General features: G+C 36.5%; 25 protein-coding genes. 11 read left to right on the top strand and 14 right to left on the bottom strand.

Annotation, left to right across the window (positions count from 1 at the left end; translation table 11 throughout):
* The first annotated feature begins 423 nt into the window (after window positions 1-423).
* A complete protein-coding gene (mobR, locus tag DJ533_RS10970; protein ID WP_065995003.1) occupies window positions 424-2,094 on the top strand; it encodes a phenol degradation transcriptional regulator MobR in 1,671 nt (556 codons plus the stop codon).
* 38 nt (window positions 2,095-2,132) lie between these two features.
* Here the strand turns inward: mobR and ppk1 are convergent, their stop codons facing one another.
* From ppk1 to queG, 3 genes are all read right to left on the bottom strand, one after another.
* A complete protein-coding gene (gene ppk1 / locus DJ533_RS10965) occupies window positions 2,133-4,223 on the bottom strand; it encodes a polyphosphate kinase 1 (protein ID WP_065995004.1) in 2,091 nt (696 codons plus the stop codon).
* Between the two features lie 249 nt (window positions 4,224-4,472).
* A complete protein-coding gene (bioB, locus tag DJ533_RS10960; protein WP_065995005.1) occupies window positions 4,473-5,468 on the bottom strand; it encodes a biotin synthase BioB in 996 nt (331 codons plus the stop codon).
* Between the two features lie 301 nt (window positions 5,469-5,769).
* Window positions 5,770-6,864, bottom strand: coding sequence for a tRNA epoxyqueuosine(34) reductase QueG (gene queG, locus DJ533_RS10955; protein ID WP_065995006.1), 1,095 nt, complete (start codon window positions 6,862-6,864; stop codon window positions 5,770-5,772).
* A 20-nt stretch (window positions 6,865-6,884) separates the two neighbouring features.
* Between queG and DJ533_RS10950 the strand changes: the two genes are divergently transcribed.
* Genes DJ533_RS10950 through DJ533_RS10940 form a run of 3 tightly spaced genes read left to right on the top strand, consistent with a single transcriptional unit; the run spans window position 6,885 to window position 9,019 of the window.
* A complete protein-coding gene (locus DJ533_RS10950; protein WP_065995007.1) occupies window positions 6,885-8,387 on the top strand; it encodes a bifunctional ADP-dependent NAD(P)H-hydrate dehydratase/NAD(P)H-hydrate epimerase in 1,503 nt (500 codons plus the stop codon).
* A complete protein-coding gene (locus tag DJ533_RS10945; RefSeq protein ID WP_065995008.1) occupies window positions 8,374-8,646 on the top strand; it encodes an acylphosphatase in 273 nt (90 codons plus the stop codon). Before DJ533_RS10950 ends, DJ533_RS10945 begins: the two co-directional genes overlap by 14 nt.
* Window positions 8,647-8,686: 40 nt before the next feature.
* The gene (locus DJ533_RS10940) at window positions 8,687-9,019 is read left to right on the top strand and encodes a hypothetical protein (RefSeq protein WP_065995009.1); all 333 of its coding nucleotides are present in this window, start codon (window positions 8,687-8,689) and stop codon (window positions 9,017-9,019) included.
* Window positions 9,020-9,054: 35 nt separating this feature from the next.
* Here DJ533_RS10940 and ruvC read toward each other — a convergent pair whose 3' ends face one another.
* From ruvC to DJ533_RS10925, 3 genes are all read right to left on the bottom strand, one after another.
* Window positions 9,055-9,600 (bottom strand): crossover junction endodeoxyribonuclease RuvC, encoded by a 546-nt coding sequence (ruvC, locus tag DJ533_RS10935; protein ID WP_065995010.1) that lies wholly within the window; start codon window positions 9,598-9,600, stop codon window positions 9,055-9,057.
* 678 nt (window positions 9,601-10,278) lie between these two features.
* Window positions 10,279-10,656, bottom strand: coding sequence for a DUF2750 domain-containing protein (locus tag DJ533_RS10930; protein ID WP_065995011.1), 378 nt, complete (start codon window positions 10,654-10,656; stop codon window positions 10,279-10,281).
* A 136-nt stretch (window positions 10,657-10,792) separates the two neighbouring features.
* Window positions 10,793-11,026 carry a hypothetical protein gene (locus DJ533_RS10925; protein WP_065995012.1) on the bottom strand — a complete coding sequence of 78 codons (234 nt, stop codon included), beginning with the start codon at window positions 11,024-11,026 and terminating at the stop codon, window positions 10,793-10,795.
* A 229-nt stretch (window positions 11,027-11,255) separates the two neighbouring features.
* Here DJ533_RS10925 and DJ533_RS10920 point away from each other — a divergent pair, with 229 nt between their 5' ends.
* On the top strand, window positions 11,256-11,615 hold the full coding sequence (locus DJ533_RS10920; RefSeq protein ID WP_065995013.1) for a hypothetical protein: 360 nt from the start codon (window positions 11,256-11,258) through the stop codon (window positions 11,613-11,615).
* A 161-nt stretch (window positions 11,616-11,776) separates the two neighbouring features.
* On the top strand, window positions 11,777-12,100 hold the full coding sequence (locus DJ533_RS10915; protein WP_065995014.1) for a hypothetical protein: 324 nt from the start codon (window positions 11,777-11,779) through the stop codon (window positions 12,098-12,100).
* A gap of 63 nt (window positions 12,101-12,163) precedes the next feature.
* On the opposite strand, the gene DJ533_RS10910 is transcribed toward DJ533_RS10915, so the two are convergent.
* Both DJ533_RS10910 and DJ533_RS10905 read right to left on the bottom strand, forming a co-directional pair.
* Window positions 12,164-13,699: a M16 family metallopeptidase gene (locus DJ533_RS10910; protein WP_065995015.1), complete on the bottom strand. Its 1,536-nt coding sequence runs from the start codon at window positions 13,697-13,699 to the stop codon at window positions 12,164-12,166.
* 16 nt (window positions 13,700-13,715) lie between these two features.
* On the bottom strand, window positions 13,716-15,044 hold the full coding sequence (locus DJ533_RS10905; RefSeq protein ID WP_228716540.1) for a M16 family metallopeptidase: 1,329 nt from the start codon (window positions 15,042-15,044) through the stop codon (window positions 13,716-13,718).
* Window positions 15,045-15,325: 281 nt separating this feature from the next.
* On the opposite strand from DJ533_RS10905, the gene ftsY reads away from it, so the two are divergent.
* The 5 genes from ftsY to DJ533_RS10885 all read left to right on the top strand — a co-directional run bounded on the left by ftsY (window position 15,326) and on the right by DJ533_RS10885 (window position 19,236).
* Window positions 15,326-16,429 (top strand): signal recognition particle-docking protein FtsY, encoded by a 1,104-nt coding sequence (ftsY, locus tag DJ533_RS10900; protein ID WP_065995016.1) that lies wholly within the window; start codon window positions 15,326-15,328, stop codon window positions 16,427-16,429.
* Between the two features lie 186 nt (window positions 16,430-16,615).
* Window positions 16,616-17,299: a nitroreductase family protein gene (locus tag DJ533_RS10895; RefSeq protein ID WP_065995017.1), complete on the top strand. Its 684-nt coding sequence runs from the start codon at window positions 16,616-16,618 to the stop codon at window positions 17,297-17,299.
* 154 nt (window positions 17,300-17,453) lie between these two features.
* Window positions 17,454-18,050, top strand: coding sequence for a nitroreductase family protein (locus DJ533_RS10890; protein WP_148245846.1), 597 nt, complete (start codon window positions 17,454-17,456; stop codon window positions 18,048-18,050).
* 184 nt (window positions 18,051-18,234) lie between these two features.
* On the top strand, window positions 18,235-18,426 hold the full coding sequence (locus DJ533_RS18690) for a hypothetical protein (RefSeq protein ID WP_171488556.1): 192 nt from the start codon (window positions 18,235-18,237) through the stop codon (window positions 18,424-18,426).
* A 150-nt stretch (window positions 18,427-18,576) separates the two neighbouring features.
* Window positions 18,577-19,236 (top strand): YccT family protein, encoded by a 660-nt coding sequence (locus tag DJ533_RS10885; RefSeq protein ID WP_065995019.1) that lies wholly within the window; start codon window positions 18,577-18,579, stop codon window positions 19,234-19,236.
* Between the two features lie 136 nt (window positions 19,237-19,372).
* On the opposite strand, the gene DJ533_RS10880 is transcribed toward DJ533_RS10885, so the two are convergent.
* From DJ533_RS10880 to DJ533_RS10855, 6 genes are all read right to left on the bottom strand, one after another.
* Window positions 19,373-20,317, bottom strand: a complete 945-nt coding sequence (locus tag DJ533_RS10880) for a phosphatidate cytidylyltransferase (protein WP_065995020.1) — start codon at window positions 20,315-20,317, stop codon at window positions 19,373-19,375.
* Window positions 20,314-21,015, bottom strand: coding sequence for a lysophospholipid acyltransferase family protein (locus DJ533_RS10875; RefSeq protein WP_065995021.1), 702 nt, complete (start codon window positions 21,013-21,015; stop codon window positions 20,314-20,316). Before DJ533_RS10875 ends, DJ533_RS10880 begins: the two co-directional genes overlap by 4 nt.
* 255 nt (window positions 21,016-21,270) lie before the next feature.
* Window positions 21,271-22,203 (bottom strand): HpcH/HpaI aldolase/citrate lyase family protein, encoded by a 933-nt coding sequence (locus DJ533_RS10870; RefSeq protein WP_065995022.1) that lies wholly within the window; start codon window positions 22,201-22,203, stop codon window positions 21,271-21,273.
* A gap of 4 nt (window positions 22,204-22,207) precedes the next feature.
* The gene (locus DJ533_RS10865) at window positions 22,208-23,362 is read right to left on the bottom strand and encodes a cysteine protease StiP domain-containing protein (RefSeq protein WP_065995023.1); all 1,155 of its coding nucleotides are present in this window, start codon (window positions 23,360-23,362) and stop codon (window positions 22,208-22,210) included.
* Complete coding sequence (locus DJ533_RS10860; RefSeq protein ID WP_065995024.1) at window positions 23,355-24,137, bottom strand: HAD family hydrolase; 783 nt, start codon at window positions 24,135-24,137, stop codon at window positions 23,355-23,357. Before DJ533_RS10860 ends, DJ533_RS10865 begins: the two co-directional genes overlap by 8 nt.
* Window positions 24,127-25,248 (bottom strand): phosphoribosyltransferase domain-containing protein, encoded by a 1,122-nt coding sequence (locus DJ533_RS10855; protein WP_065995025.1) that lies wholly within the window; start codon window positions 25,246-25,248, stop codon window positions 24,127-24,129. Before DJ533_RS10855 ends, DJ533_RS10860 begins: the two co-directional genes overlap by 11 nt.

The raw sequence follows: 25,248 nt of genomic DNA, 5'->3' as shown, positions 1-25,248 counted from the left end.
TTGTTATGTATATTCCAAAAAGCGTGCCAACTTTATAATTTTTATATTTTTCAAATGGTTATTATTTTTAAATAAAATCTTGATCAATTTGATCAGAATAATTTCATCATTTGGTGAATCACTGTTTTTGAGGTTTTCATGTTTTGATGAATTAAAAAATACAATGCTAAAATTAAGAAAAATAATATGTAGGTTTTAAAGTATTGCTTTTCAATCTAAAAATAAATTCATGATGATTTTCTTTGAATTTTCTTTTTGAATCTCAAAAATAAGCAAGATAAAATCGTATATTGATAGAGGGAAAGTAGAAAAGCATGTGATCATACTCAAAAGGTATGCTGTTATGCTTTTAAGAGCATATTTATTCTGCTCCATAATTCGGTATGATCATAGGTGGACATTAGCCAAGGATGGAAATGAGCCATGCCTCAAGCCAAAGATGCAAAGTTGTATAAACATTATTTTGAGCATAATAAAGATATTCAAGACTTGCTCGATAAAATCCATTTTGATACTGAGAATGGTCAAATTTGGTTTGATGAAAATCGTATGTTGTTAATGCACACCAATATGATGGGCTATCTACGTAAAGATTTATATGAAATGTTGGGGTGGGAACGTACCAAACGCTTTTTTATACGCTGTGGCTATCAGGCGGGTATGCGTGATGCGCAAGTGACTTCAAAATTACGACCCAATTTAAATGAAATAGATGCATTTATGGCAGGGCCGCAAATGCATGGAATTCGTGGCATGGTACATGTTGAAGTGAATGATTTGCATATTAGCCATGATTTAAAAAAATTTTATGCAGATTTTAACTGGAGAAATTCTTTTGAAGCTGAAGTGCATCTAAATGAGTTTGGGGTAGCGGAAGAACCATCGTGTTGGATGTTATTGGGTTATGCGTGTGGTTATACCAGTTTTGTGATGGGACAAACCATTATTTACCAAGAAACGCATTGTGTGGCACAAAGTGATGAGTGTTGCCGCATTGTAGGTAAACCTTTAGGGGAATGGGAAAATGCCGATGAACTGATTCAATTCATGTCACCCGATCCTGTTTCGGATGAAATTATCGCTCTACAAGCTGAACTTAATACACTCAAACAAAATATTTATACTGATGCTGAGTCAGATTACACCATGTTTAAAGCGGTAGGTGAATCAGCAGCCTATCGTAAAGTTTGTGATTTACTGAAAAAAGCTGCAGGCAGTAAGGTTGCCATTTTACTTCAAGGTGAAACTGGTGTAGGGAAAGAAGCCTTCGCACGTGGCGTGCATGAAGGTAGCCAAAGACGACATCAACCTTTTGTAGCGGTGAACTGTGCCTGTATCCCACCTGATTTGATTGAAGCTGAGTTATTTGGGGTGGAAAAAGGGGCTTTTACAGGTGCTTCACAAACGCGAATGGGGAAGTTTGAACGGGCACATGGGGGAACAATTTTTCTGGATGAAGTGATTGAACTCTCAGCGAGAGCACAAGCAGCACTGTTGAGAATGTTACAAGAAGGCGAGTTTGAACGGGTAGGTGACCAACAAACCCGTAAAGTTGATGTGCGGATTGTTGCTGCAACCAATGAAGATTTAGAGCAAGCAGTGAAAGAGGGACGTTTTCGTGCTGATTTGTATTATCGTTTAAATATTTTTCCTGTGCGTATTCCTACATTACGTGAGCGTCGTGAAGATATTCCTCTATTGATTGACTATTTTATTCAACGTTTTGAGAGTTTATATAGTAAAACTTTAAAAGGTCTGTCAGACAAAGCTTATAGCTTTGTGATGAAATACGATTGGCCAGGTAATATTCGTGAGTTGGAAAATTTATTGGAAAGAGCAACATTACTGACTGATCATCAACAAGAAATTAAATTAAGTAGTTTATTTCCGCAATTAGACCAATCCACACTTGAACAAACACCAGTAAAAAGCTCTTTGGATGATTTATTGGCAGATGGTTTCTCTTTGGATCAATATGAACAAGAAATTATCTTAACTGCCATGAATAAATGTCATCAAAATGTGTCTGAAGCGGCACGAATTTTAGGAATTAGTCGAGCAACGTTGGATTATCGTTTAAAGAAAATGGTTTGAGGGGTTGTAAACCATTTTCAGACTCAGAAACTGACGGATTAAGCAATGGTTTTAATCACGCGTTGATCCATTAAATATTGTTGAGCAATAAAAGCAGCTTCTCCAGTATTAGGTTTTAAAGCAGTCCATTGTGCATTACCATCGAGTTCCCATGCACGAACATTGTCTTTTAAATAGTTGAGTAAACCATCTTCAACTATTTGTTTACGCAGCTTTTTATCTTCAATCGGGAAACAGGTTTCGACACGAGAGAATAAATTACGTCCCATCCAATCCGCACTCCCGCAATATAATTTTGCGTCATCATTATTTTGGAAATAATAGACACGAGTATGCTCAAGAAAACGTCCAACGATGGAACGTACTGTGATATTTTCAGATAAACCCGTGACTTGTGGACGCAAACAGCAGATTGAACGAATAATCAAATCTACTTTAACACCTGCTTGTGAGGCTCTATATAAGGCTGAAATCAGTTTTGGTTCAGTTAACGCATTGACTTTAATGATAATACGTGCGACTAAACCTTTTTGTGCGTGTTGTATTTCTTGCTCAATCAGATTTAAAAGCTGTGCATGTAAAGTAAATGGCGCATGAAACAGCTTTTGCGATTTTGCCATGCGCCCCATGCCTGTGAGCTCTTGGAAAATTTTATGTACATCTTCACAAATATCTGCATCGGTCGTCATTAAACCATAATCAGTATACATTTTGGCATTGCCGGCATGGTAATTGCCTGTTCCTAAATGCACATAACGTTTGAGTTTATCTGCTTCACGGCGTACCACCAAAATCATTTTGGCATGGGTTTTATAACCCACAATGCCATATACCACGACTGCACCTGCTTCTTGCAAAATATTGGCGACAGTAATATTTGATTCTTCATCAAAACGTGCACGTAACTCGATGATTGCAGTAACTTCTTTGCCATTGCGTGCAGCTTCTGCCAAGACTTGCACGATTTCGGAGTCAGGACCACTGCGATACAAAGTTTGTTTAATCGCTAAAACGTTTGGATCTTTGGCTGCTTCTTTTAACAGATTAATGACAGGTGCAAAAGAATCAAAAGGATGATGCAGCAAAATATCACGTTTGCTTAGAACTTCAAAAATCTGTGGTGCATTGCGTAAAGCTTTTGGAATCACCGCTTGATAAGGCTTAAAGCGTAATTCAGGAATATCAAAGTTAGCCACTAAGCGTGCTAAGTTAACAGGACCATCGACTTGATATAAGTGCATGGGATCCAAATCAAACTGCTCAAGCAGATAATGACTGATGTCATTTGGGCAGTTTTTGGTGACTTCTAAACGCACTGCACGACCAAAACGACGAGAAGATAGTTCATCTTTTAATGCCACAGCCAAATCATCCACATCTTCTGCCAAAGTCAAATCAGCATTACGCGTGACGCGGAATTGATAACAGCCTGTTGCTACCATACCTGGGAAAAGATCACTGATATGCTGTTGAATAATTGCAGACAATAAAATGTAATGTTCCTCGCCACCAGTAAGTTCATTTGGTAATTTGACCAAGCGAGGCAATGAGCGAGGTGCAGGTACGATAGCCAGTTCAATCTGACGACCGAAAGCATCTTTGCCTTCAAGGGTGACGATAAAATTCAGGCTTTTATTTACTAACCTTGGAAATGGATGCGCAGGATCAAGGCTGATAGGCGTTACCACGGGTTGTACTTGTTTAAAAAAGTAATCTTTAATCCACGCCTTATGTTTTTCTAAAATATCAGCAAACTGGATATAACGAATCCCAAAGCCTTGTAATTGGGGTAATAAATCGTAATTTAAAATTTTATATTGTTCTTCTAATGCTTGATGTGCGATCTCTGAGATTTGTTGAATAATGACTTCATTAGGAATACCATCAGGCGAAGTGGTAATGCTATTCATATCCAATTGTTTAATCAGACCTGCAACCCGAATCTCAAAAAACTCATCCAAATTACGTGAAAAAATGATCAGGAAATTTAAACGTTCAAGAAGCGGATGATTTGCATCTTTGGCTTGTGCTAAAACACGTTTATGAAATTCTAAAAGTGAGATCTCACGATTAATATAAGTATCTGAACTATGCTGAAAATCTTCTAAATTGGGCATGATCTGCGTCATTTTTAAGTGTCTGAGTTACCTTGCATGGCATACTATGATTTATATATGACAATTATGTTACATTGTTAGAATTTAAAAAATATTTTAATTCAAGAAGTAACCATATTCAACAAGGAAAAATTTGTGAGTGAGAGAGGGTCTATAGTTGAGTTAAGCGAAATATTCATTTGGAAAACATTAATATTAAAGAGTGTAAGGCAACATTTATGTTGCCTTAGGAAATAGCAAAATATCAATTTATATTTGGTTCTAAACTGCCGCCATAGCATCAATAGAAAGCTCAGCAGCAGTGGGTTTGGCTTTTTCAGCTTTTAAACCTAGCTTATCAAACAATTGCTTATCTTTGCCTTCGCCAGCATTTGGTGTAGTCAGTAATTTCTCGCCACTAAACAATGAGTTTGCACCTGCCATAAAGGCTAAGGCTTGATCGGAATCACTGAGTGCTTCACGTCCTGCTGATAGGCGAATATAACTTTGTGGCATGATGATACGTGCAACCGCAATGGTACGAATCCATTCTGTAACATCTAATCTTTCTACATCTGCTAAAGGCGTCCCATCAATCGGTACTAACATATTGATCGGCACAGATTCAGGATGAGTCGGTAAAGTTGCTAGTTCTAGTAATAATCCAATACGATCATTACGATTTTCACCTAGACCCACGATACCGCCACTACAAACTTTCATGCCTGCGTTACGTACATGGTCTAAAGTATTTAAACGGTCATCAAAAGAGCGTGTACTGATGATGTGAGAATAATATTCACGTGAAGTATCTAAGTTGTGATTGTAATAGTCTAATCCCGCTTCATGTAAACGTTCAGCTTGCGATTGATTAAGCATGCCTAAAGTCATACAAGTTTCAAGTCCAAGTGCTTTAACTTCACGCACCATTTCTAAGACATAAGGCATATCACGTTCATGCGGATTGCGCCAAGCAGCTCCCATACAAAAACGTGAAGAACCTGAAGCGAGTGCTTCTTTGGCTTCACTAATGACTTTATCGACTGCGATACGTTTTTCTGCTTCGAGTTTAGAATCATAATGTGCGGATTGAGAACAATATTTACAATCTTCAGGACATTTACCTGTTTTAATCGAAAGCAAGGTACTGACTTGAATGGTATTTGCTTCAAAATGGCTACGATGAATTTGTTGTGCTTTAAACACCAAGTCTAAAAAAGGTTGTTCGTATAAAGTTTGGATTTCTTCACGTGTCCAATCATTTCTTACTAAAGGCATAGGTCAAATCCCTGAAAATATTGCTATCCGTATTTATCATACACAAATCATGCCAAAGCCAAAGGGCAAAAATGTCCAAATGGTTATTGGTATCCTGACTTAAGATTAGCATATAAATTAAAAATAAAAATAGTGATTTACTCACAAAGTTAGCTTATTTCCCTGCTATTTCGCTACATAAATTTATGTGTGTTACTGGTTAAGTTCTGAGTATTTGTTACTAAAAAAAAGAAATCTGCCTAAACTTGTTCACAACGTGCTTAGATGAAAATAGTATAAAAAAGTAAAAAATAATAAAAAATTATTTTGCTTTGTTGTGTTGTTCTGCGATTGCCCAGTCTATATGGACTTGCACAATCTCATCATGACGGGAACGTGTTTGTTGCAATGCGAGTAAAATTTCAGTAGAAAATGGTGCATTTCCCAAACCAATGGCAATGTTTCGCATAAAACTTTGGTAACCTGTGCGGCGAATTGGGCTACCTTCAGTACAACTTAAAAATGTTGCTTCATCCCAGTGCCATAAATCTAACAGTGTTACACGCTCCAAACCATGACGAGGATAAAAATCTTCGACTTCAGTTTTTTGAGCAAAGCTATTCCATGGACAAATCAGCTGACAATCGTCACAACCAAAAACACGATTTCCGATACCACGTCTTAATTCCTCAGGAATGATGCCTTTATATTCAATAGTCAAATAAGCGATACATTTACGTGCGTCCAACATATAGGGTTCAACAATGGCTTGAGTTGGGCATATATCTATACAGGCTGTACATGACCCACAATGCTTAGTGGTAGGTTGGTCAAAAGGTAAATCTAAAGAAGTAAATAATTCACCCAAAACAAAAAATGAGCCTGATTTTTTATGAATCAAAAGCGTATGTTTACCTGTCCATCCCATCCCTGCATTTTCAGCCAAAGATTTTTCAAATATCGGTGCAGAGTCAGCAAAAGGACGAGATTCAAAGTCACCTATTTTTTCTTTTATTCGATTGGCTAAGGTTTTTAAGCGTCCACGCATGACTTTATGATAATCCCGTCCACGGGCATAACGAGCAATAATGGCTGAATTAGGATGATCGGGTACATAGCGAGGCTTAGGTGTTTCCACCAAATAATTCATACGTACACAAATAATACTTTTGGTGTTGGGTACTAATAAAGTCGGATCAGCACGTTTTTCTAAATTTTCCTCTAAAAACTTCATATCACCATGATAGCCGCGTTTTAAATATTCTTTAAAACGTGTTAATTCTGCTTGAGCATCTGGTTGAGCAATGACACAATCAGCAAAGCCAAGTTGCAAAGCTTGCTCCTTAATCCAAGCTTTAAGTTTTTCAGGATCAATCTGTTGTAGAGCAATGTGTGTTGCTGATGAAGAAGCCGACATAGAAAATATGGGAAAGAATAATGCATTCGCAAGTTTATCATAGTCACGAGATTCAAGCATGGGAAGGACGTTGGTTTCGTCAACAAAATAGCTCTTTTGGACTGATGCAACAAGTGGCTTGGTTAATTGCACAGCGCCTAGATGATGTATTTTCTACTCAGCAAAATATTCAGTCCATTGCCATTTGGTGTGGCTCAGGCAATAACGCAGGTGATGGTTATTGTTTGGCAAAATATTTACAAGATTTAGGTTATCAGGTTACTGTTTTTGCAGCAGAACGTGGGCAATCAGCAGATTTAGACAAAGCGTGGCAACTTGCACACGCACATCATGTCAATATTCAAGCTCATTTTAATATTGAAAATAGCTTTGACTGCCATGTAGATGCACTTTTTGGAATTGGTTTAAATCGCGATTTGGATGAAACTTGGCAAGAAGTTATTGAAATTTTTAATGCGCAATCAGGTCTTAAAATTGCGATTGATGTGCCGAGTGGATTGCATGCTAATACAGGGCAGCCCTTGCCTAAGGCGATCAAAGTTGATCGAACTTATACCGTATTAGGACTTAAAGCTGGTTTATTTACAGGTCAAGGGAAAGAGTTTTCTGGAAAAGTAGAGTTAATTTCTGCGATACCCCATGATGATCAATTAAAAAAACTCGCTGATCTGTCACCTACAACAGTAGTCTTAGCACAACGTAAAGCTTTTGGTCATAAGGGCAGCTATGGACATATCTTAGTAGTTGGTGGGCATGCAGAAATGGGTGGGGCGGTCATGATGGCTGCTGAAGCGGCATTTAGTGCTGGGGCTGGCAAAGTAACGATGATTTGTGATGCTAAGCACCATACTGCAATTTTAGCACGATCACCGAATATTATGCTGCGTGATATCAATGCCTTAACTAATATTCAGATCGAGAATCTGCTTCAGCATGTAGATGCTGTAAGTTTCGGTATGGGATTAGGTCGGGATGATTGGGCAGAACAACAGTTTTTTAAATGGTTTCCTAAAATACACCAATTACAACATTTACAGACAGTGCTTGATGCGGATGCTTTATGGTTTTTGGCGAAACATCCTGTACGTGCGAATGAAAATACCTATTTAACGCCACATCCAGGTGAAGCTGCAAAATTGTTGAATTGTAGTGTAAGTGAAGTTGAGGCGGATCGTGTTACTGCGATTCAAAAACTACAACAAAAATATGCAGGACAATGGGTACTAAAAGGTGCTGGAAGTTTGATTTTAGAGGATCAACTCTGGATCTGTACTGCAGGAAATGCAGGTATGGGAACAGGAGGGATGGGGGACGTGCTTGCAGGAATGATCGCAAGTTTAAAAGCACAATTTAAAGAAAAAATTCACTTACATCAGATCGTAACACTACATGCTTTAGCAGGTGATTATTTAGCACAAAAAGGACAACGAGGATTACAGGCACAGCATATGCGAGAAGCCGTGTATTATGTCGTAAATCATCAGGATGATAAAAATAAGGTAAAAGCAAATGAAAGCTGTTAAATTGATTATTCAAGGTAAAGTACAAGATGTTGGCTATCGCCGCTGGTTTGAAAAAGAGGCAAATACTTTAAATTTAAAAGGATATGTGATGAATTTACCTTCAGGTGAGGTTGAAGCGGTAGTGCTTGGCAATGAACAAGATATTTTAGAAATTATTCGTCATAGTTATGTAGGACCTTTGCGCTCGCAGGTGAGCAGCATTGAGCAAATCGCATTAGTTGATTTACCAAATTATCATGAATTTACCATGATTCGATGAAAATATTTTCAGGATTTTCACAAAACAGGCGTTAGAATAAATGGAAAAGTATTTAATCGTTGCAATTGTATTGGTAGCATGTATTTTGTTGGTCATTTATACGCAAATTGACCATTCTAAATCCTCAAAAAAACTGAGTTTAAAAGAGAAAATTCAACAAGAATTTCCACAGTATAAAGTGATTGAGCGCAATGAAAATATTGTCATCTGTAAGCCAATAGCAGGTTCTCGTATTGATGAGGAGTTGGCTTTAATTCGCATTGATCCCAATCAAAACAAAAATTTAAGAACAGTGGGTAAAATGTTGATTGCAACATATAGCAAACAGCCATCTCTCCGTGAAATTCGCAAAGATGTTGCAGATTATGTGTAATTTTTAGTGTTAAATCTCTTATAAGTATTAAGCAACTAGCGTCTTCTTCCACTATTTCGACTACGCCCTCGTGCCATACCACCTAAAGCATTAAGTACTGCAAGTTTGCTCATGCTACCTGAAGCATGTGCATGACAAATTGCTGCTGCAAGTGCATCAGCAGCATCCGCTTGTGGTTGTATAGATAAGTTTAATAGCTTCATCACCATCATTTGTACTTGTTCTTTGTCGGCGGCTCCATAGCCTACCACTGACTGTTTAATCTGACGAGCTGTATATTCTGCAACTTGTAAATCTAAATTGACTAAAGCTGCAATGGCTGCACCTCGTGCTTGCCCCAGTTTTAATGCTGAATCAGGATTTTGAGCCATAAAAACTTGCTCTACAGCAGCTTCAGTGGGACCATGAAACTTAACAATACGGTCTATACCTGCAAAAATTCGCTTTAGACGTTCAGGCATTTCAGTGGTTTCTGTGCGAATTGTTCCTGCATCTATAAAGCTTAGTTTTTGCCCATTTTTTTCAATAATGCCATAACCAGTCAATCTTGAACCCGGGTCAATACCGATAATCAGTGACATATGCCTACTTAAGATATATAAAATTGAGTTAATTATATGATTTTTTGAAAATAATTTCTGTATATTTTTAAAGCTTAAATATCAAGCGGATTGAGAAGAAACGACACCACAGTACAGTTATAGCACTCTAAAGCAATAAATAAACATCATGTTTAGTCAGGTATTTCGAAAAAGTAAAATTAAAAAATGTATTTTGATAAGCATGTAATATATTGCAAATAAATGTAATAGTTAAAAATAAAGCATTATTTATGTAAATAAATGTAATTAATGAAAATGATAATATATTGCAATTTAAATTATCATGTTTTATATCTCTAAATAGTAGTTTAAGTAATTGATTTATATTTGATATTTAAATGATAAAGATAAAGTGAAATGTATATTAATTTTTAATTTGGAATTAAATCAAAAGTGTATGTTTTTATAAACTATTGTATAATTTGTGTGAATTTATTTTATATGCTGTTGCTTTATCATGAATATTGTTAAATTTTTAGTAAGTTTTAATACGGTAAATACATACTTAATCTTAGCAATTTGTGCTTTATGTGCAATTTCAGGTTATTTTTATTTAAATCCGTAAACTCCCCAAAAGACAAAAAACCTGTTTAAAAAACAGGTTTTTTGTTTATAAATTGATCATCTAATAAATACTAAATAATGCAGATTCAAATTTTAAATTGCTTGAAATTGCATTGAATTATTAAAGAAAAAATGGTGCATTTGTGTCGTAGATAGTTTGAATTTACGACCTGAAGAATTAAATAGAGCAGGCTTTACATTTAAACGCGTTAATGTTGGAAGTAAGGCTTCTTGAAAGTCTTTCGGCGTAATCCTTTTCGGTGTATATTGCGGCCAATGTAAGCTAGCATATTGATATGCTTGCAAAGAATTAAGCCAGAAAGGGAAATAAACATCATTTTTATCGGTTTTCATTGCCCAACCTTGATGGTATAAGCCCCATAAAACACCGCAATACATTAAAGATTTTAAAATAGAAAGTTTAATAATAAGTTCTTTGGGAATTGGTTGAAGATGAATGTATTTTTTCATGATTAAGCAATCGAATTTGATTCCCTACTATTGTAAGCGATTCGGCAATTTTTTTGATGAAAGCTTGATGTTAATTCGTAAATAAATATGAACAGCAAAAGGTAGCATTAAAAAACGCCACCTAGGTGACGTTTGATTATGCTTGCATCGTGGCCATTTTTTGCCAGTATTGTGCTTTTAATGAGTCACGTTCTACACGGAAACCTTGATAATAAAGTTCTGCTAAGAACATTGCTGCTTTACCATGACCTGCTTGTGCTGCATCTTCTAACTGTTTAACCGCATCTATAAAATTCATTTCAGAATGAATTGTATTTACCGCATTTGCATAAACATGCTCTAAGTCATGTTGAGAGATTTGATGAATCATATATAACTCCTTATTGTAATTATGATCATTTAAGACCTCCCATGAGGTCTTTTTACTAAACACTACTAATTTAACTTCTCTTTATTAAACTAATATTACAAATTACTTAACTTGTCAACTATTTTTGGAGACTAGATTGAATAATGTATGATTACATGATTAAACATTAATCAGAACTAATTTTTATTAAAATCTATATTAAGGAAGACGACTAAAAGGGAGAACAAATATGAACAAGATCATAGATGGTTTTAATTTTGATGTACCTCCAACTGAGTCTCAAATAGTTGCACTTGCTCAGTATCACCGCAAACAATTGGACGATGCAATTTTTCATCAAGAGATTCATCTTGGTGATTTTTGCTTGGCACAACGTAAGCGTATTTACGATTATACACGAAATCTGGAGCCTTTGCAAAAAGCAGGATTTTATCGTGTGTATGATGGTGAGTTACGTCGTCTAGCGGACGATGATGATTTACATCCAGTACATGCTGAAGCAGGAGTCAGTATTTTCGCAGTATTCTTAGCTTTGGCGATTATTGCACTGATTTTATATTTTGCAGTTATTCGTTCTATTTTAAGTTAAGGGTGCTTAATTAAGATATTACTTTTTTTATAAAGTTTATCTCTGAATAAGGATGATTAAGCTTTGCTGGCTTAATCTTCCTCGAATTTATATGCATTTCGCTGAAGCACTATATTTTTAAAGCTTTCGAGCTTAAACTACCTATATATTCGAGGTAGTGCATGCTCATATCAAAAGATCAATTTTTAAAATTTAAGTCAAAAATAACCTTGGAGTCTGTTTTGAAAATGGGGATCATGCTGATCGTGATCTTCATTTTATTCGTTGCAAGTTTTGCATTGTTTCGCCCGATTAGTATTGAAAAATATCAACATGTTAGTCAATTATCACTCCAAGCAACCTATCCACATACACAAAGCTTTGCGCAACATTTACAAGCGCAACCACAAATTTTAATGCATGAGTATTTGAGGTTAATGCGAGCTTATGCTTATGAAGCGAAACATGTTAAAGAATATCCAGCAATGGCAATAGAAGATGAATAAGTATCAGCTAGTTTTGTTTGAGTTCGTAGGGCTATTCTAACTTTTTACTCAAGTTTTTCATACTTAGCCTTTATCTTTTGTATCAGTTTTTTCACTTAGCATAGTCTTAGTTTCCGATGATGAAGTATTACCTAAATTTTCATTTAACATTTTCTTTAAAGCGGGTTGATCAAGTGTATTAGCAACAATCACAAAAGTTAAGCGATCTGCACGAATATGTTTTTGTAAAGCAGCTTGTACTTGTTTGGCGGTGATAGCACTGAGTTGTTGTTGATATTGCGAAAGATAATCTGCAGGTAAGTGATAGAAACCAATAGAAGCCAATTGTGCATTGATATTGGCATTACTACTAAAAGACATTGGGAATGAGCGTAACATTCCTTCTTTGGTTTCTTCTAATTGTTTACGTTGAATGGGTTGTTGTACAAAATCTCTTAATGCTTGATGGGCTATTCGAATACTGTCCATCATTTGCTCTTGTTGGGTGGCATAACTTAGACTGAAAAGTCCACGTGATTGCATTGATGTTAAATTACTATATGCACCATAAGTATAACCACGTTTGACTCTTAACTCTTTCATTAAGATGGAGTTAAAGCCACTTCCACCAAACATTTGATTGGCGACTTCAAGCGCAATTCGATCTGGATTTTCACGGGTGATGCCGAGATGTCCGATCATGATGTTGGCTTGGGTAGATTGGTAGGGAATAAACTGAATATTGAAATCTGCTTGCTCAAGTGGTTCTGGCAGTTCAGGTGCTTTTTCACCTTGGGGTAAATTTTGTAGTAATAGATGACTTAAATTCGTTGCCTGCTCAGTTGTGAGATTGCCTGTGATCGCAATATTCATATTCTGGGAAACTAAGAGTTTATTTCTAAACTGTACAAGCAGTTCAGGGGTGATTTTTTGAATACTGGCATTTGTTCCTACACTCGGTTCAGCATAAGGATGGGTACCATAGATTGCGCGATAGAAGCGAATTCCCATTAAACGGTTGGGGTTTTCTTGAATTTGTTTTTGTCCAACTTTGGTATTGTTTAACACCAAATTTAGCCCAGAATTGTTGAATGTCGCATGTTTGAGTATATGTAACATCATATCAACAGCGGGATTAAGCTTATTCGGGTCTGAAAGCACGCGCAAACGTACCGTAAACATATCTCGATAGGCATTTACACTGAATTTTGCACCTAAGCCTTCAAAAGTACTGGCAATTTGCTTGGCAGTATATTGCTCTGTGCCTTCAGTCATTAGCCTTGCTGCCATATTTGACAGTCCGTACATGCCTTTTGCAATATTTTCGTCTTGAGCAGAACCTGCATTAAATGTCAGTTGAATATCAACAATAGGCAAGTCTTGTGTAGAAACAAAAAGTGTTCTGACTTTCTGTGGATTGTTGAGCTCTTGGACAAAAGGTGCTTGATAGCTTTTTTGCTGACTGAGGTTTTTAAGACTTTGTAAAGTTGTGATGGACTTTAATGGCGTGTCATCGAGTATCGAATCTACATTTGCTTGATTGTCGGGTTCTAATTCAGCAAAACTCCATGTTGAACATAATAAAGCGGAAATAAGTAAAGTATATTTGAGTTTTTGCACGGATAACTCCTGATTTTTATTTGTCGTTATTTGATTCAGGACTTAAGTACAAAGTGCTTAAGTTATCTCGAACAAAATAAATATTGGCGATACGCTGTAAATCTTGTGGTGTGACTTTGTCGTAATGTTGAGGAAGTTCATCCATTAAACGAAAACTTAAACCATTCACTTCTAAGTTTCCAATCATGTTAGCCTGTCCAATAATATCGTCTTGGCTGTAAACCAAATTAGAAACGAAATTATTTTTTACACGCTCTAGTTCAGTTTGATTGACTAATTCTGTTTTAAATAAATCCATTTCTTTTTCAATCGCTGCTTGTGCTTGTACCAGTGTGACATTTTCAGAAGGTAAAGCAGAAATCACAAAAAGGCTATCGCCACGGTTATAAGGGTCATAGCTGACGCTAATTGCAGTCAGTATTTTTTTATCTCTCACTAAACGATCTTGTAGTCGTGCTGATATCCCACCATCCAGTAAGGATTGGATAATAGTTAAGGCGTAAGCATCTTGTGGGTTTTTTGCAGTCGCTAATGAGCGAACATTCCATGCCATAAATAGGTTTGCTACTTGAACAGGCAGTGATAACTCCATATGACGATAGCCTAAACGGTCAAACTCAAGTACATCATTACGATCGGGTGTCGCTTTTTTAGCGATACCCCCAAAGTATTTTTCGACTTGTTTTAAAGCTTGTTCAGCATTAACATCTCCCACAATCACCAGCGTTGCATTATTTGGGGTATACCAAGTTTTGTACCATTTTTTTAAATCATCTAATTGAATGTTTTGTAGATTTTTCATATAGCCAATGACAGGTTGGCGATGGTGGCTTGTCGGGTAAGCAATCCATTTAAAGCGTTCATAAGCGAGATTTCGAGGGTTATCATCAGTACGTTGACGACGTTCCTCCATTACTACTTTTATTTCAGGCTCAAAATCTTGTTGGCGGAGCACTAAGTTTTGCATGCGATCTGCTTCAAGCTCTAGCGCTAAAGGAAAGTATTTTTTGGGATAAAGCTGGTAGTAGTTGGTGTAATTGGTATAGGTAGCAGCATTAATTCGCCCGCCATAGATACGACTTAAACGTGTGAACTCGTCATTAGGAACTTTATGTGTACCTTTAAACATCATGTGTTCTAGTACATGCGACATGCCCAGTAAATTGCCTGATTCATCGCTACTGCCAACGCCATACCAAATTTGGGTCATTACAATCGGAGCACGATGATCTTCTCGAATAATCACTTTTAAGCCGTTGTTTAAACTGGTTTCAAAGGTGGTACGTGCGAGTTGACTTTGTGTGTTGGCAAGACTGCTTTGACTAGAAAATGTTGCCAGAATAATACTGCCACATAGGGCAAAACGAGATAAAGTAGTTGAAAAAATATAAAAAGGTATTTTTTTGATATTGAACACTACCTATCCTAAAAATTTTAAAGTATGTAGCTTATTCTTAAAAAAAATATGTTTTAAATCAATATTGAAATGTTGCATTTTGGTTGATTTGTAGGAACATTGCTTTAAACAGTTAAAGCAGGCACTTTAATATAGCTTAAACGCTTATCAATAGGACAATCTGTGCTAAACTCTTTCTTTTTTAACACTATGCTTTTCAAGGAATCGGCATGCAAGAACAGCAAAATAAATTCTTGATTGATGCGGAAATTGGTGATGATGATGTCACATTACCGAGCTTACCCGCCGTTGATGTGCCTATTGTTGAAAATAAAATTATAGAAACACCTATTGCAGAAGAGCAAACATCAGTAGTAACAGAACCACAAGATACCGAAGCGCAAGCTAAAGGTGGTTTCTTTAGCCGTATGAAAGAAGGTTTAACCAAAACCCGCAAAAATCTTGCAGATGGTATGGTAAACATCCTCATCGGTGGTAAAGAAATCGATGATGAGTTGCTAGAAGAAGTTGAAGAACAATTATTAGTTTCAGATATTGGTGTAGATGCCACTAAAACCATTATTGCTAACTTAACCGAACGTACTGAACGTGGCGATTTGATTTACTCACATTCTTTATATAAAGCTTTGCAAGAAGAATTGGTGGCTTTACTTGCGCCACGTGTCAAACCTTTACATATCGACCCAAATAAAAATCCATTTGTGATTTTGGTGGTCGGTGTTAACGGTGTAGGTAAAACCACAACCATTGGTAAGCTTGCAAAACGTTTACAAGGCGAAGGTAAAAAAGTCATGTTGGCTGCGGGAGATACGTTCCGTGCCGCAGCGACAGAACAGTTACAGATTTGGGGTGAGCGTAATAACATCCAAGTGGTTGCACAAGGGCATGGTGCAGACAGTGCTTCAGTGATTTTTGATGCTTTTGAAAGTGCACGTGCCAAAGGGGTAGATGTGTTGATCGCAGATACTGCAGGACGTTTACACAATAAAAGTAACTTGATGACAGAGTTAACTAAAGTTAAGCGGGTTATGCAAAAAATTGATGCGACTGCACCTCATGAAGTAATGCTAGTCGTGGATGCAGGTACTGGGCAAAATGCAATTAATCAAGTCGAAATGTTTGATGAAGCAGTGGGTTTGACAGGTTTAACCATTACTAAACTGGATGGTACAGCCAAAGGGGGCGTGTTGTTCAATATTGCAAGTCGTACTCATGTCCCAATTCGCTTTATCGGTGTCGGTGAGAAGATTGATGACTTACGTCCATTTTCTGCAAAATCATTTGTTGCTGCTTTATTTGAAACTGAAAAATAATTAATTTAACCCTACGTTGAATAATTGTACAGAAACTCCGTAATATGCGGAGTTTTTTGTTTTTTAAAGATTTTTTGTCTTAAAAATAGCCATTACAGCCAAGATAAAATATACAAAGCCTTAACATTAAAGATAAAATACTTAAAAAAATTATGCCTTTATTTTTAAGTCTTTGGGGAAATGAAAATGACACTTCTGTCTAAAATTGGTCATGTGTTAACAACTGAGCTATCTAGAGATTTACTTTTTAAAAAGAAGGATAATCAATTGGATGAGTATCAGTTTTTAGAAGATCTGCGCAAGCGCCGTAGTGTTTATCATCTTGGTAAAAAGGTTGCCTATCCACAAGAGGAATTAGTCGCTTTAATTAAAGAAACTGTATATTGCTGTCCATCAGTATTGAATTGTCAAAGTGCACGTGTTGTTATCTTGGTGGAAAAAGCACATGAACAATTTTGGAAAATGGTCAAACAAATCCAAAAGAAATACATGAATGAAAAAGTCTATGATGGCATGGTTATTAAAATTGATGAATGTGTTGCAGCATATGGCACAATTTTGTTTTTCGAAGATACGCAGGTCATTCAAAAACTGCAAAAATTTAAACCATTACAAGCCCATGATTTTGAAATCTGGTCAGAGCAAAGCTCAGGTATGGTGCAATTCGCAGTGTGGAGTCTATTTGCAAGCTTAGACTTGGGGGCAGCTTTACATCACTATAACCCAAATATTAATGATGAGATTTTGCAACATTATGAGTTACCTAAACATTGGCAACTTAAAGCACAGATGACGTTTGGCTCGATTGTGACTCCAGCAAGTACCAAATCTTATGAAGATGAAAATCAAATATTTAGAGTTTTTTCCTAATGTTGATATTCAGGAACGATGCTAAGTTATAGAGCGTTCTATTTATGCAACAGAATGTCATAAAGATAATGCTGACGAAAAGAGTTGGAATACAATACACTTAAATCATCTTAGAACATGACCAAAATGGTCAAACAAATATTTGAGGATTACGATAATGTCATTTTTAGATCAAATCAAACAACGCCGTTCAATTTATGCAATTGGCAAAAATGTAAAATTAGACAATGTAAAAATTGAAGAAACCATCAAAGAGGCAATCAAACTTAGCCCATCTGCATTTAACTCACAAACTTCACGTGCAGTGACTTTATTTGGTGACTCACATGTGAAATTTTGGACGATTGTTTTAGAAACTTTACGTAAAATCGTGCCTGCAGAGGCATTTGAAGGTACAAGTAATAAAATTAATAGTTTTATTGCGGGTTATGGCACAGTGTTATTTTATGAAGATCAAGATGTGGTAAAAAGTCTTCAAGAACAATTTGCGCTTTATGCAGATAACTTCCCAGTTTGGTCAGAGCATTCTACAGGTATTGCACAGTTTGCAACTTGGACAGCGCTTTCAGAAGCTGGTTTGGGTGCATCATTACAGCATTACAACCCAATCGTAGATGAAGAAGTAGCAAAAACATTTAACGTACCAAGCAACTGGAAACTTCGTGCACAATTAGTTTTTGGTTCAGTAGAAGCACCTGCGGGTGAAAAACCATTTATGGATGATGCTGAGCGTTTTAAAACATTTAACTAAGTTAAGTATAAAATTTAAGAGCGCTTAAGCGCTCTTTTTTTATTTTTAATATGACTGAAATTTTGGCTATTACAATCCAGAATAACAATTGATTCATACATCAGGGGCAAGTTAATATTCACAAAATTTTAAAAATAGAAATATTTTAATGAAAGAAAAATGTTTATCTTGTGGGCGATATAGTGTGTCGACTTATCGAGGAAGTATTTTTATTACGTTATTGCTTTTATGTTTTGCCATTATTCCGGGTGTGATCTATGAACTGTGGCGTAGACATTTAGGGAAAGTATGTCGACATTGTGGTGCACAAAACTTTTATATACTGAATGAATCTTTAAGTGCGCTAAAAAATCAAAATAAGGATACAAATTGTTGAAAGCCATTGCTTAAAATTTTTATATAAAAATTTATTTTTCAAATACTTTGCCATTAAAATTTTATGAAAAATTGAATTGTCATAAAATTGTCATGAGGACATAGCATAGTGCATTAAATTTTACAGTTTATTGACATTTGAGAAATACCTATGCGTTTTAAATTTGCAGCAAGTGTAATCGGTTTGGGCTTGGTCATGAGTGGCTCGACTTTTGCGGCAGTGACCATTACTGCACCTGAGGAAATAGTGGTCTTGGCTGTAAATGAGCAGGAAGTAAATACAGGTATTTTTAGAACCAAAAAGAATGAATATAAAGTAGATGATGGTCAAGTTGCATTGAGTGTTCGTTATCAGCAGTACTTTGAACATTTAAATAACGAACACGACATTTTAAAATCAGGTGTGGTCACCATTACTGCACCAGATTTACAAGATGGTAAAACCTATAAATTAAATTTGGTCAATGCGCCAAAAGATTTTGATGCTGCAAAAAAATATGCTGAACAGCCAACAATTGCTTTGTATGACCAAAATAACCAAATGATCGTACAACAAACAGGTGCAAATAACGAAGCTAAGCCTTGGTTATCAGGAGGCGTTTTTGGTCGAGTATTTGATTTAACGACTTCTAAGAAGTCTGAAAATCAACCCGCACCAGTTTATGCAAATGCACCACAAGCGGTAGCGACGACCAACGTAAATCTGGCAACTACAAATGGAAATTCGGCGGATCAGCAGATGATTCAAATTTGGCAAAAAGCATCTAAAGCTGAACGTCAACGCTTTATGAGTTGGTTGGCTGAACAATAATTGATTCATTAAAAAAGGATGGGAAATATTAAATTTCGCATCCTTTTTTATCTAATTCATTTAATTATTCTGTTAACAACTTTATTAGTCTCTATTTAGGTTAAAACCACCGCCTTTAGGCGGTCAGATTTATTTTTTAACTCCACCAATAACGTAAGATATGAAAGAAAATCGGGGCTGAAAAGCATATTGAATCAATACGATCTAGCATACCTCCATGCCCATGAATCAACTGTCCCCAGTCTTTGACCCCACGATCACGTTTGATCGCAGACATGACTAGACCACCAAAAAAACCAAAAACGCAGACAATTAATCCTATAAAAGCAGCCTGTAAATGGGTGAATGGAGTGAGCCATGCCATGAGTACGCCTAAGCCTGTAGCTAAAACAATGCCTCCAACTAAACCCTCAACTGTTTTAGAAGGTGATAATACAGGTGCAACTTTATGTTTTCCAAATAATTTTCCACAAACATATTGTAAAACATCAGATGCTTGCACCACCATAATGAGCCAAATTGCTAACCAAATTTTCTCACCATCAAAGCCTGGAAGTTTTAGATTCAATAAGGCGGGAACATGAGAAATACAAAATACACTGACCATTAAACCCCATTGAATTTTAGAACTACGCTCTAAAAAATGGGTTGTGTCTTCTTGCTTTAGGCTGGCGATTGGAATCAGTAAAAAAACATATAAGGGAATGAAGATTGAATATAAACCGTACCAGTCGGTATAAATCAAATAATATTGATAAGGAATAACAAAATAAAAAGCGATCAGTAATGGAAAATAATCACCACGCCGTGTGGGTAATAAACTAATAAATTCACGTAATGCAAATAAAGAAATAATACCAAAAAGAATGATAAATGCAGTTTTTCCGAGCAAAATCGCTGCACCAATCACAATTAACATCACCCACCAGGCATTGATGCGCGCATTTAAATTGTCAATGACAGGCGAGGGTGCTGTGCCTGCACGCTGCTTTAAAATAAATCCAACTGTTGATGCAAAAATTAAAATCGCTGCGAAAATAGCAAATAATAAATAAGTTTGTTCTAGGTTATCCAAGGTCATTGGTTTTCAACCTCTTTTAATTTCAGGAGTTGTTGCTGTGCATACGCTAAAAATTCGGTTTTATCCATTTCAAAATGCTGTTCCAAAGGACAACCAAAGCAGACGGTAGACAATAAAGGCAAAGGAATAAATGCTCCTTTAGGCATTACACGTTTTAAGTTGGAAATCCATACAGGAACAATTTCGATCTCAGGAAATTGTTGATGTAAATTAAATAAACCACTTTTAAATTTTAATAATTCAACATCATCATTTAAATTACGTGTGCCTTCAGGAAAGAAAATAATAGAGTAGCCTTGTTCTAAGGCATCTATAATCGGCTGTAATGGGTCTTGATTATTCTCACGATTGCGCTGAATGGTCACACCATTAAACGTATTATGGATCAGAAAACGGCGCATGCCATCTTTAAGCCAATAATCAGATGCTGCCACAGGTTTGGTTTTTCTGCGTATCGCAGTGGGTAAAGATGACCACAACAAAATAAAGTCAATATGACTATTATGATTGGCATAATAAATACGTTGTTTACATTCTTCAGGCTGGCAACCGACCCATAAACTGCGTGCACCAGTCAATAAGCGTGCGCCACGCCGAGTTAAAAAAGAGATAAAACGAGCAAGATAGCTTGAAACGCCTGTTTTTTGTTGGCTTGTTAAATGTTGTTGATTATTATCCTGTGGTGCTATTTGCGTCATAATAAAACCAAGTTTGTTATTGTACGAATAAGATGAAATAAAGCTATTAAAGCAAGATATTACATGAGGAGTAAAGTAATTTATAATTTCAAACACTTAAAGCTGTTGTATTTTAACAAGTGATGTAATTAAAATTATCAGTAAATCAGCTGATCGAAAGAGCCTAAAATTTTATAGTTTTGAAATATTGATCATTTTTGAATGAGAAGAAAATAAAGTGAAAAAGCAAAAATTGCAATTTCACTGCATGATATGTTAAGCGTTTAATTTAAATACATCGCTTTGCTGGATTAGGTTTGATTTATTTAAACCAAAGGTTTTATAGCGTAAAAGTACCATTTCAGCCCAATTGCGATGTGTTGCAGGTTCTAACATTGAACCTTGGCTTTTGAACACACTTTTTGCATCGATGGCTAACACTTGTTGCGCTTCTTGAAACTCTTCTGTAGACACTTGAAATGCTTGATGAATAAAATCGATTTGTGTTGGATGAATGGCAGTTTTGGTATAAATGCCATTATTCATGTCTTGTATGAGTTCACTCGATAAAATTTGTGTATTTTCAATATGTTCACACACTGGAGAACTGAGTTGAAACCCTGCAGGAATATATAAACCTGCCAGTTGTGAGATCAGCATACCCACAGGGGTTTGATAAATCGTAGTATTTTTTGGGCGACGTAGATGTAAACAGGACAAAAGATCATTGCCACCGATTCTTAAACATAAGGTTTTATGAAAGTCGTATTTCAATGCTTGCTGTAATTCAAGATTATGCCCCATATCAAAAATTTCTTTGGTTTCGAAGGTGGGCATTAAATTGATATGAGAAGGCAAGACCTCCATCCATTGCATTAAATTATGCAAAGTAAACTTCGGTAAAATCATACCACTAATGGTATGGTGTAAATCCCAGTCCACAATATATTTTGCCATTTCGATATGACGTGGACGGATAAACAGAGCGGGTGCTTTTAGGTTTGGATGTTCTGCACGTTTTTGCAAAAGTGCTTTTAAATTCACCATTGCTGTTTGTACATCTTTTTCTAAAACAGCATCTTCCAAACATACAGCGATAGATTTTAGATTGGTAAATTTATTACCTTCCGTCACGTCCCATAAATTTTCATGCGTGGCAGGAATATACATCGTCGCACCGAGTTCAATGGCGTATTGTAATTGTTTCATTCTATTATTTTCCAACCTTTTTGATTAAGGTCACTGCATGATAGGGACCTAATTTTGAACCTAAAATATCAACTGGGACATGCTGTTGTTGCGCAAAGTGTAACAGGAGCTGAACATGAGGATTGTGTTCATCTCGGATTAAAATACGTTCAGGCACACGTCTAAGTACGGCACGGGTCGCTTCTGCGATACTCGGTTTAATATGATTAATGTTATTGATTTGGTATTGTGCTGCTATCCAGTCCACTGTACTTAAACAGTGTTTTTGCTGGGTTAAGCGAATCTGGTTATTCCACTCAATTTTTTCTTGGGTTGGTTGTTGCGCAATAATATTTAAAATATCTTGGATGAATTGTCGTGATAAATCGTGTTGCTCAAGATGTGTATAAATCACACAATCATGCCATTTTTCAGGATTAAAACAGTCTAATTTCGCTTCGTCTTGATCAATATCTTCTCGTAAAATACTGCGCGAAGTTAGACCTGAAATGACTGAACCTAAGATGCCAAAAGGAATGAGCCAGTCTTCACAACTGGCACTCAACCAAGAATACCCTCCCAAATCTGATAAGGTTACAAGGCGAGGAATCTCCCAGCCTGCATCAAATAATTCAGGATAGCTTTGTAAGTTTTGGGTCAATTCACGACAAATCGCACCTTTGCCTGTCCAACCATCGACAAAGACAATATTTTTAGCACCATGTTGTTGAATGATGGCATTGAGCGCAGCGAAATCAATGCCACGATCACGAATAATACTAATACCATAATGAAAACAAGGTTGATTTTGGTGAATACAATGTTTAAGTAGAACACCTAAGGGTACGCCTGCACGCACCAAACTCACCAAAATAATGGGCTGATTGGGAAAGCGTGCCATTAAAGCTTGACTGAGTTGTTGAGCTTCTCGTGCTAAACGTTCTGCACCATGTTTAAAAGCATGTTGAAAATGTTTTAAATGTTCAGGTGAGGGGGCTTTCTCCTCACTGATCATTTCTGAATAGTGTTTTTTGCCTGATTGAATCAGACGCTCTTTTTCTGCTACAGGCGTCGGTTTAAGCTGGGTGATATTAAGCAAAAATGTAATATCTTGTGGATGATACGAGCCGTGAAAACCAAGATTTGCCAATGTTTGATTAATATCATTTAAATTAGACATGCCCTAAGAATCCTTTCTGTCGATGATCATTGCTTAAGTTGTGTGCTAAAAAATGGTCGAGTTGGCTGTTTTTGGGCATACCAAACCAATCACAGCAACCCAAAAATCCTGCATCAGAGAGGCTATCGCCCCAACCCAAAATGACACGTTCACCTTCAGGGTCATATTTTTTAATAAAAAACTCAACCGCTTTTTGTTTAGAAACAAACTTTGGAATAACTGCTAAATTATTGCCATTAATATGGATATAGCAATGTTCTAACACATCTTTGGGTAAATGTTGTACCAATTGGTCTAAAAAAAGCCCGTCTTCTGGTTGGTTTTGTTTGGCAACCGTATAGATTTTGAGATCATTTTCCTCGACTGTCCATGTACGAATCGAGCCTAAGTCATGGGCTGTTTTCAGTAAAATGTCAGGTAATTCATGTAATAAGTCATTTAACTCAGCAACAGCTTGCTGTTGAATATGAAACCAATCTAGATCGATATTTTGCTGTGCATCAATCACCGTACCGCCATGTGAACATATTGCACCATATTGAAAAGGTAAATGCACACGTTGTAAAGCTTCAACTGAACGCGCAGTCACAGGCACAACCTCAGCAGAGTCTAATAACCAATTCACAAAAACTTGCTGTTTTGGCTTCATATAAGACAACGGTTGCCCAGACTTATCTGTAGTCGCAATCTTATGCAAATCCGTCGGTGCAGATTTGCGATTGGTTTGAAATAATGTATCGTCTAAATCGACAAATACCAAAGGCTTATGCTTCATAATGAATAACTTCTAAATTTTCAATTTGCTCAAATAGTGTAGGGTCTACACTGTGTTGTTCTGTTTCGATGACCAATAACACACGGTCAAACTGTTGATGTCTAACGTTATAGGCATAATTATTGATATTTAGCCCATAATTGTCAGTGAAGGCACAAATGCTTTGAATGGCATGTCCTTGCATAATTGGGGAACGGGTGGTGGAACTGTAATAAACCTCAGCACCTTGTTGCTCTAATTGTTCTGCAATGAGAAAAGGAATCCAACTAAACTCACCAGAACCTAGTACTAAGATTTTTTCATTCGGTTTTTTAACTTGAACATTCGACCAAGCTTTACAGTCTAAGTAACTCGGTTCACGTCCCCAGTCATGGGGTGCAATGATACGCTGTGCTTCTTGATTGGTTTTATTAACATCAGGCATGTTGATTTCAATCTGATTTTGATTGGCTTGCCAATGCCAAGAACCATGCAGCAGTGACACAACTTCAATGGGAATACCCACATCGAGGTCATTCAAATGTTCTTCTGCCCAATTGACCAATGTCACCAAAATGATCCGTTCTACTTGCTCAAGTCCAGCATTTTTTAGACTTGTAATCAGGTTTTTAAAGGTTTTACCCGTAGAAATTTCATCATCCACCAAAATCAAAGTTTTGGATTGAATTAAATGTTGATGTTTTTTGCGATCGTGACTGCTCAAAATAAACTGATCTTGGGCATGACTATGTTCTTCTAAAAATAAACCTAAAGTTGGTAAAGCATCTACTGGGTGACGGGTCGTAGTAACAAACAGTGCATTTTCAGCAAAATCTTTTTTCAGTTCACGATATACGCCCGCACCTAAACCTACAGCTGTTTCAGCCATACCAATTACGGTAATTGGATATGGTAAATCTTTAGGGATTAAGGCACATAAATCTACATAACTGCGTTGCATGGTAGAAGGTGCAACAGGAATATGTTTACCTAAAACTTTGGAAACAAATAAAAAAGCACGTTTGGGATTAATTCTTTCTGCAAAACCTAATAATTGATCTAAATCCCAATGCGGGTGATGTTGACGAACCGAAACACGAAGATAACCACGACTTAATTCAATTTCTTTCAT

Origin of the sequence: Acinetobacter defluvii (genome assembly GCF_001704615.3) — a bacterium.
Lineage (GTDB): Bacteria > Pseudomonadota > Gammaproteobacteria > Pseudomonadales > Moraxellaceae > Acinetobacter > Acinetobacter defluvii.
Note: the sequence above shows the minus strand (reverse complement) of the source record. Positions and strands in the feature narration are given on the sequence as shown.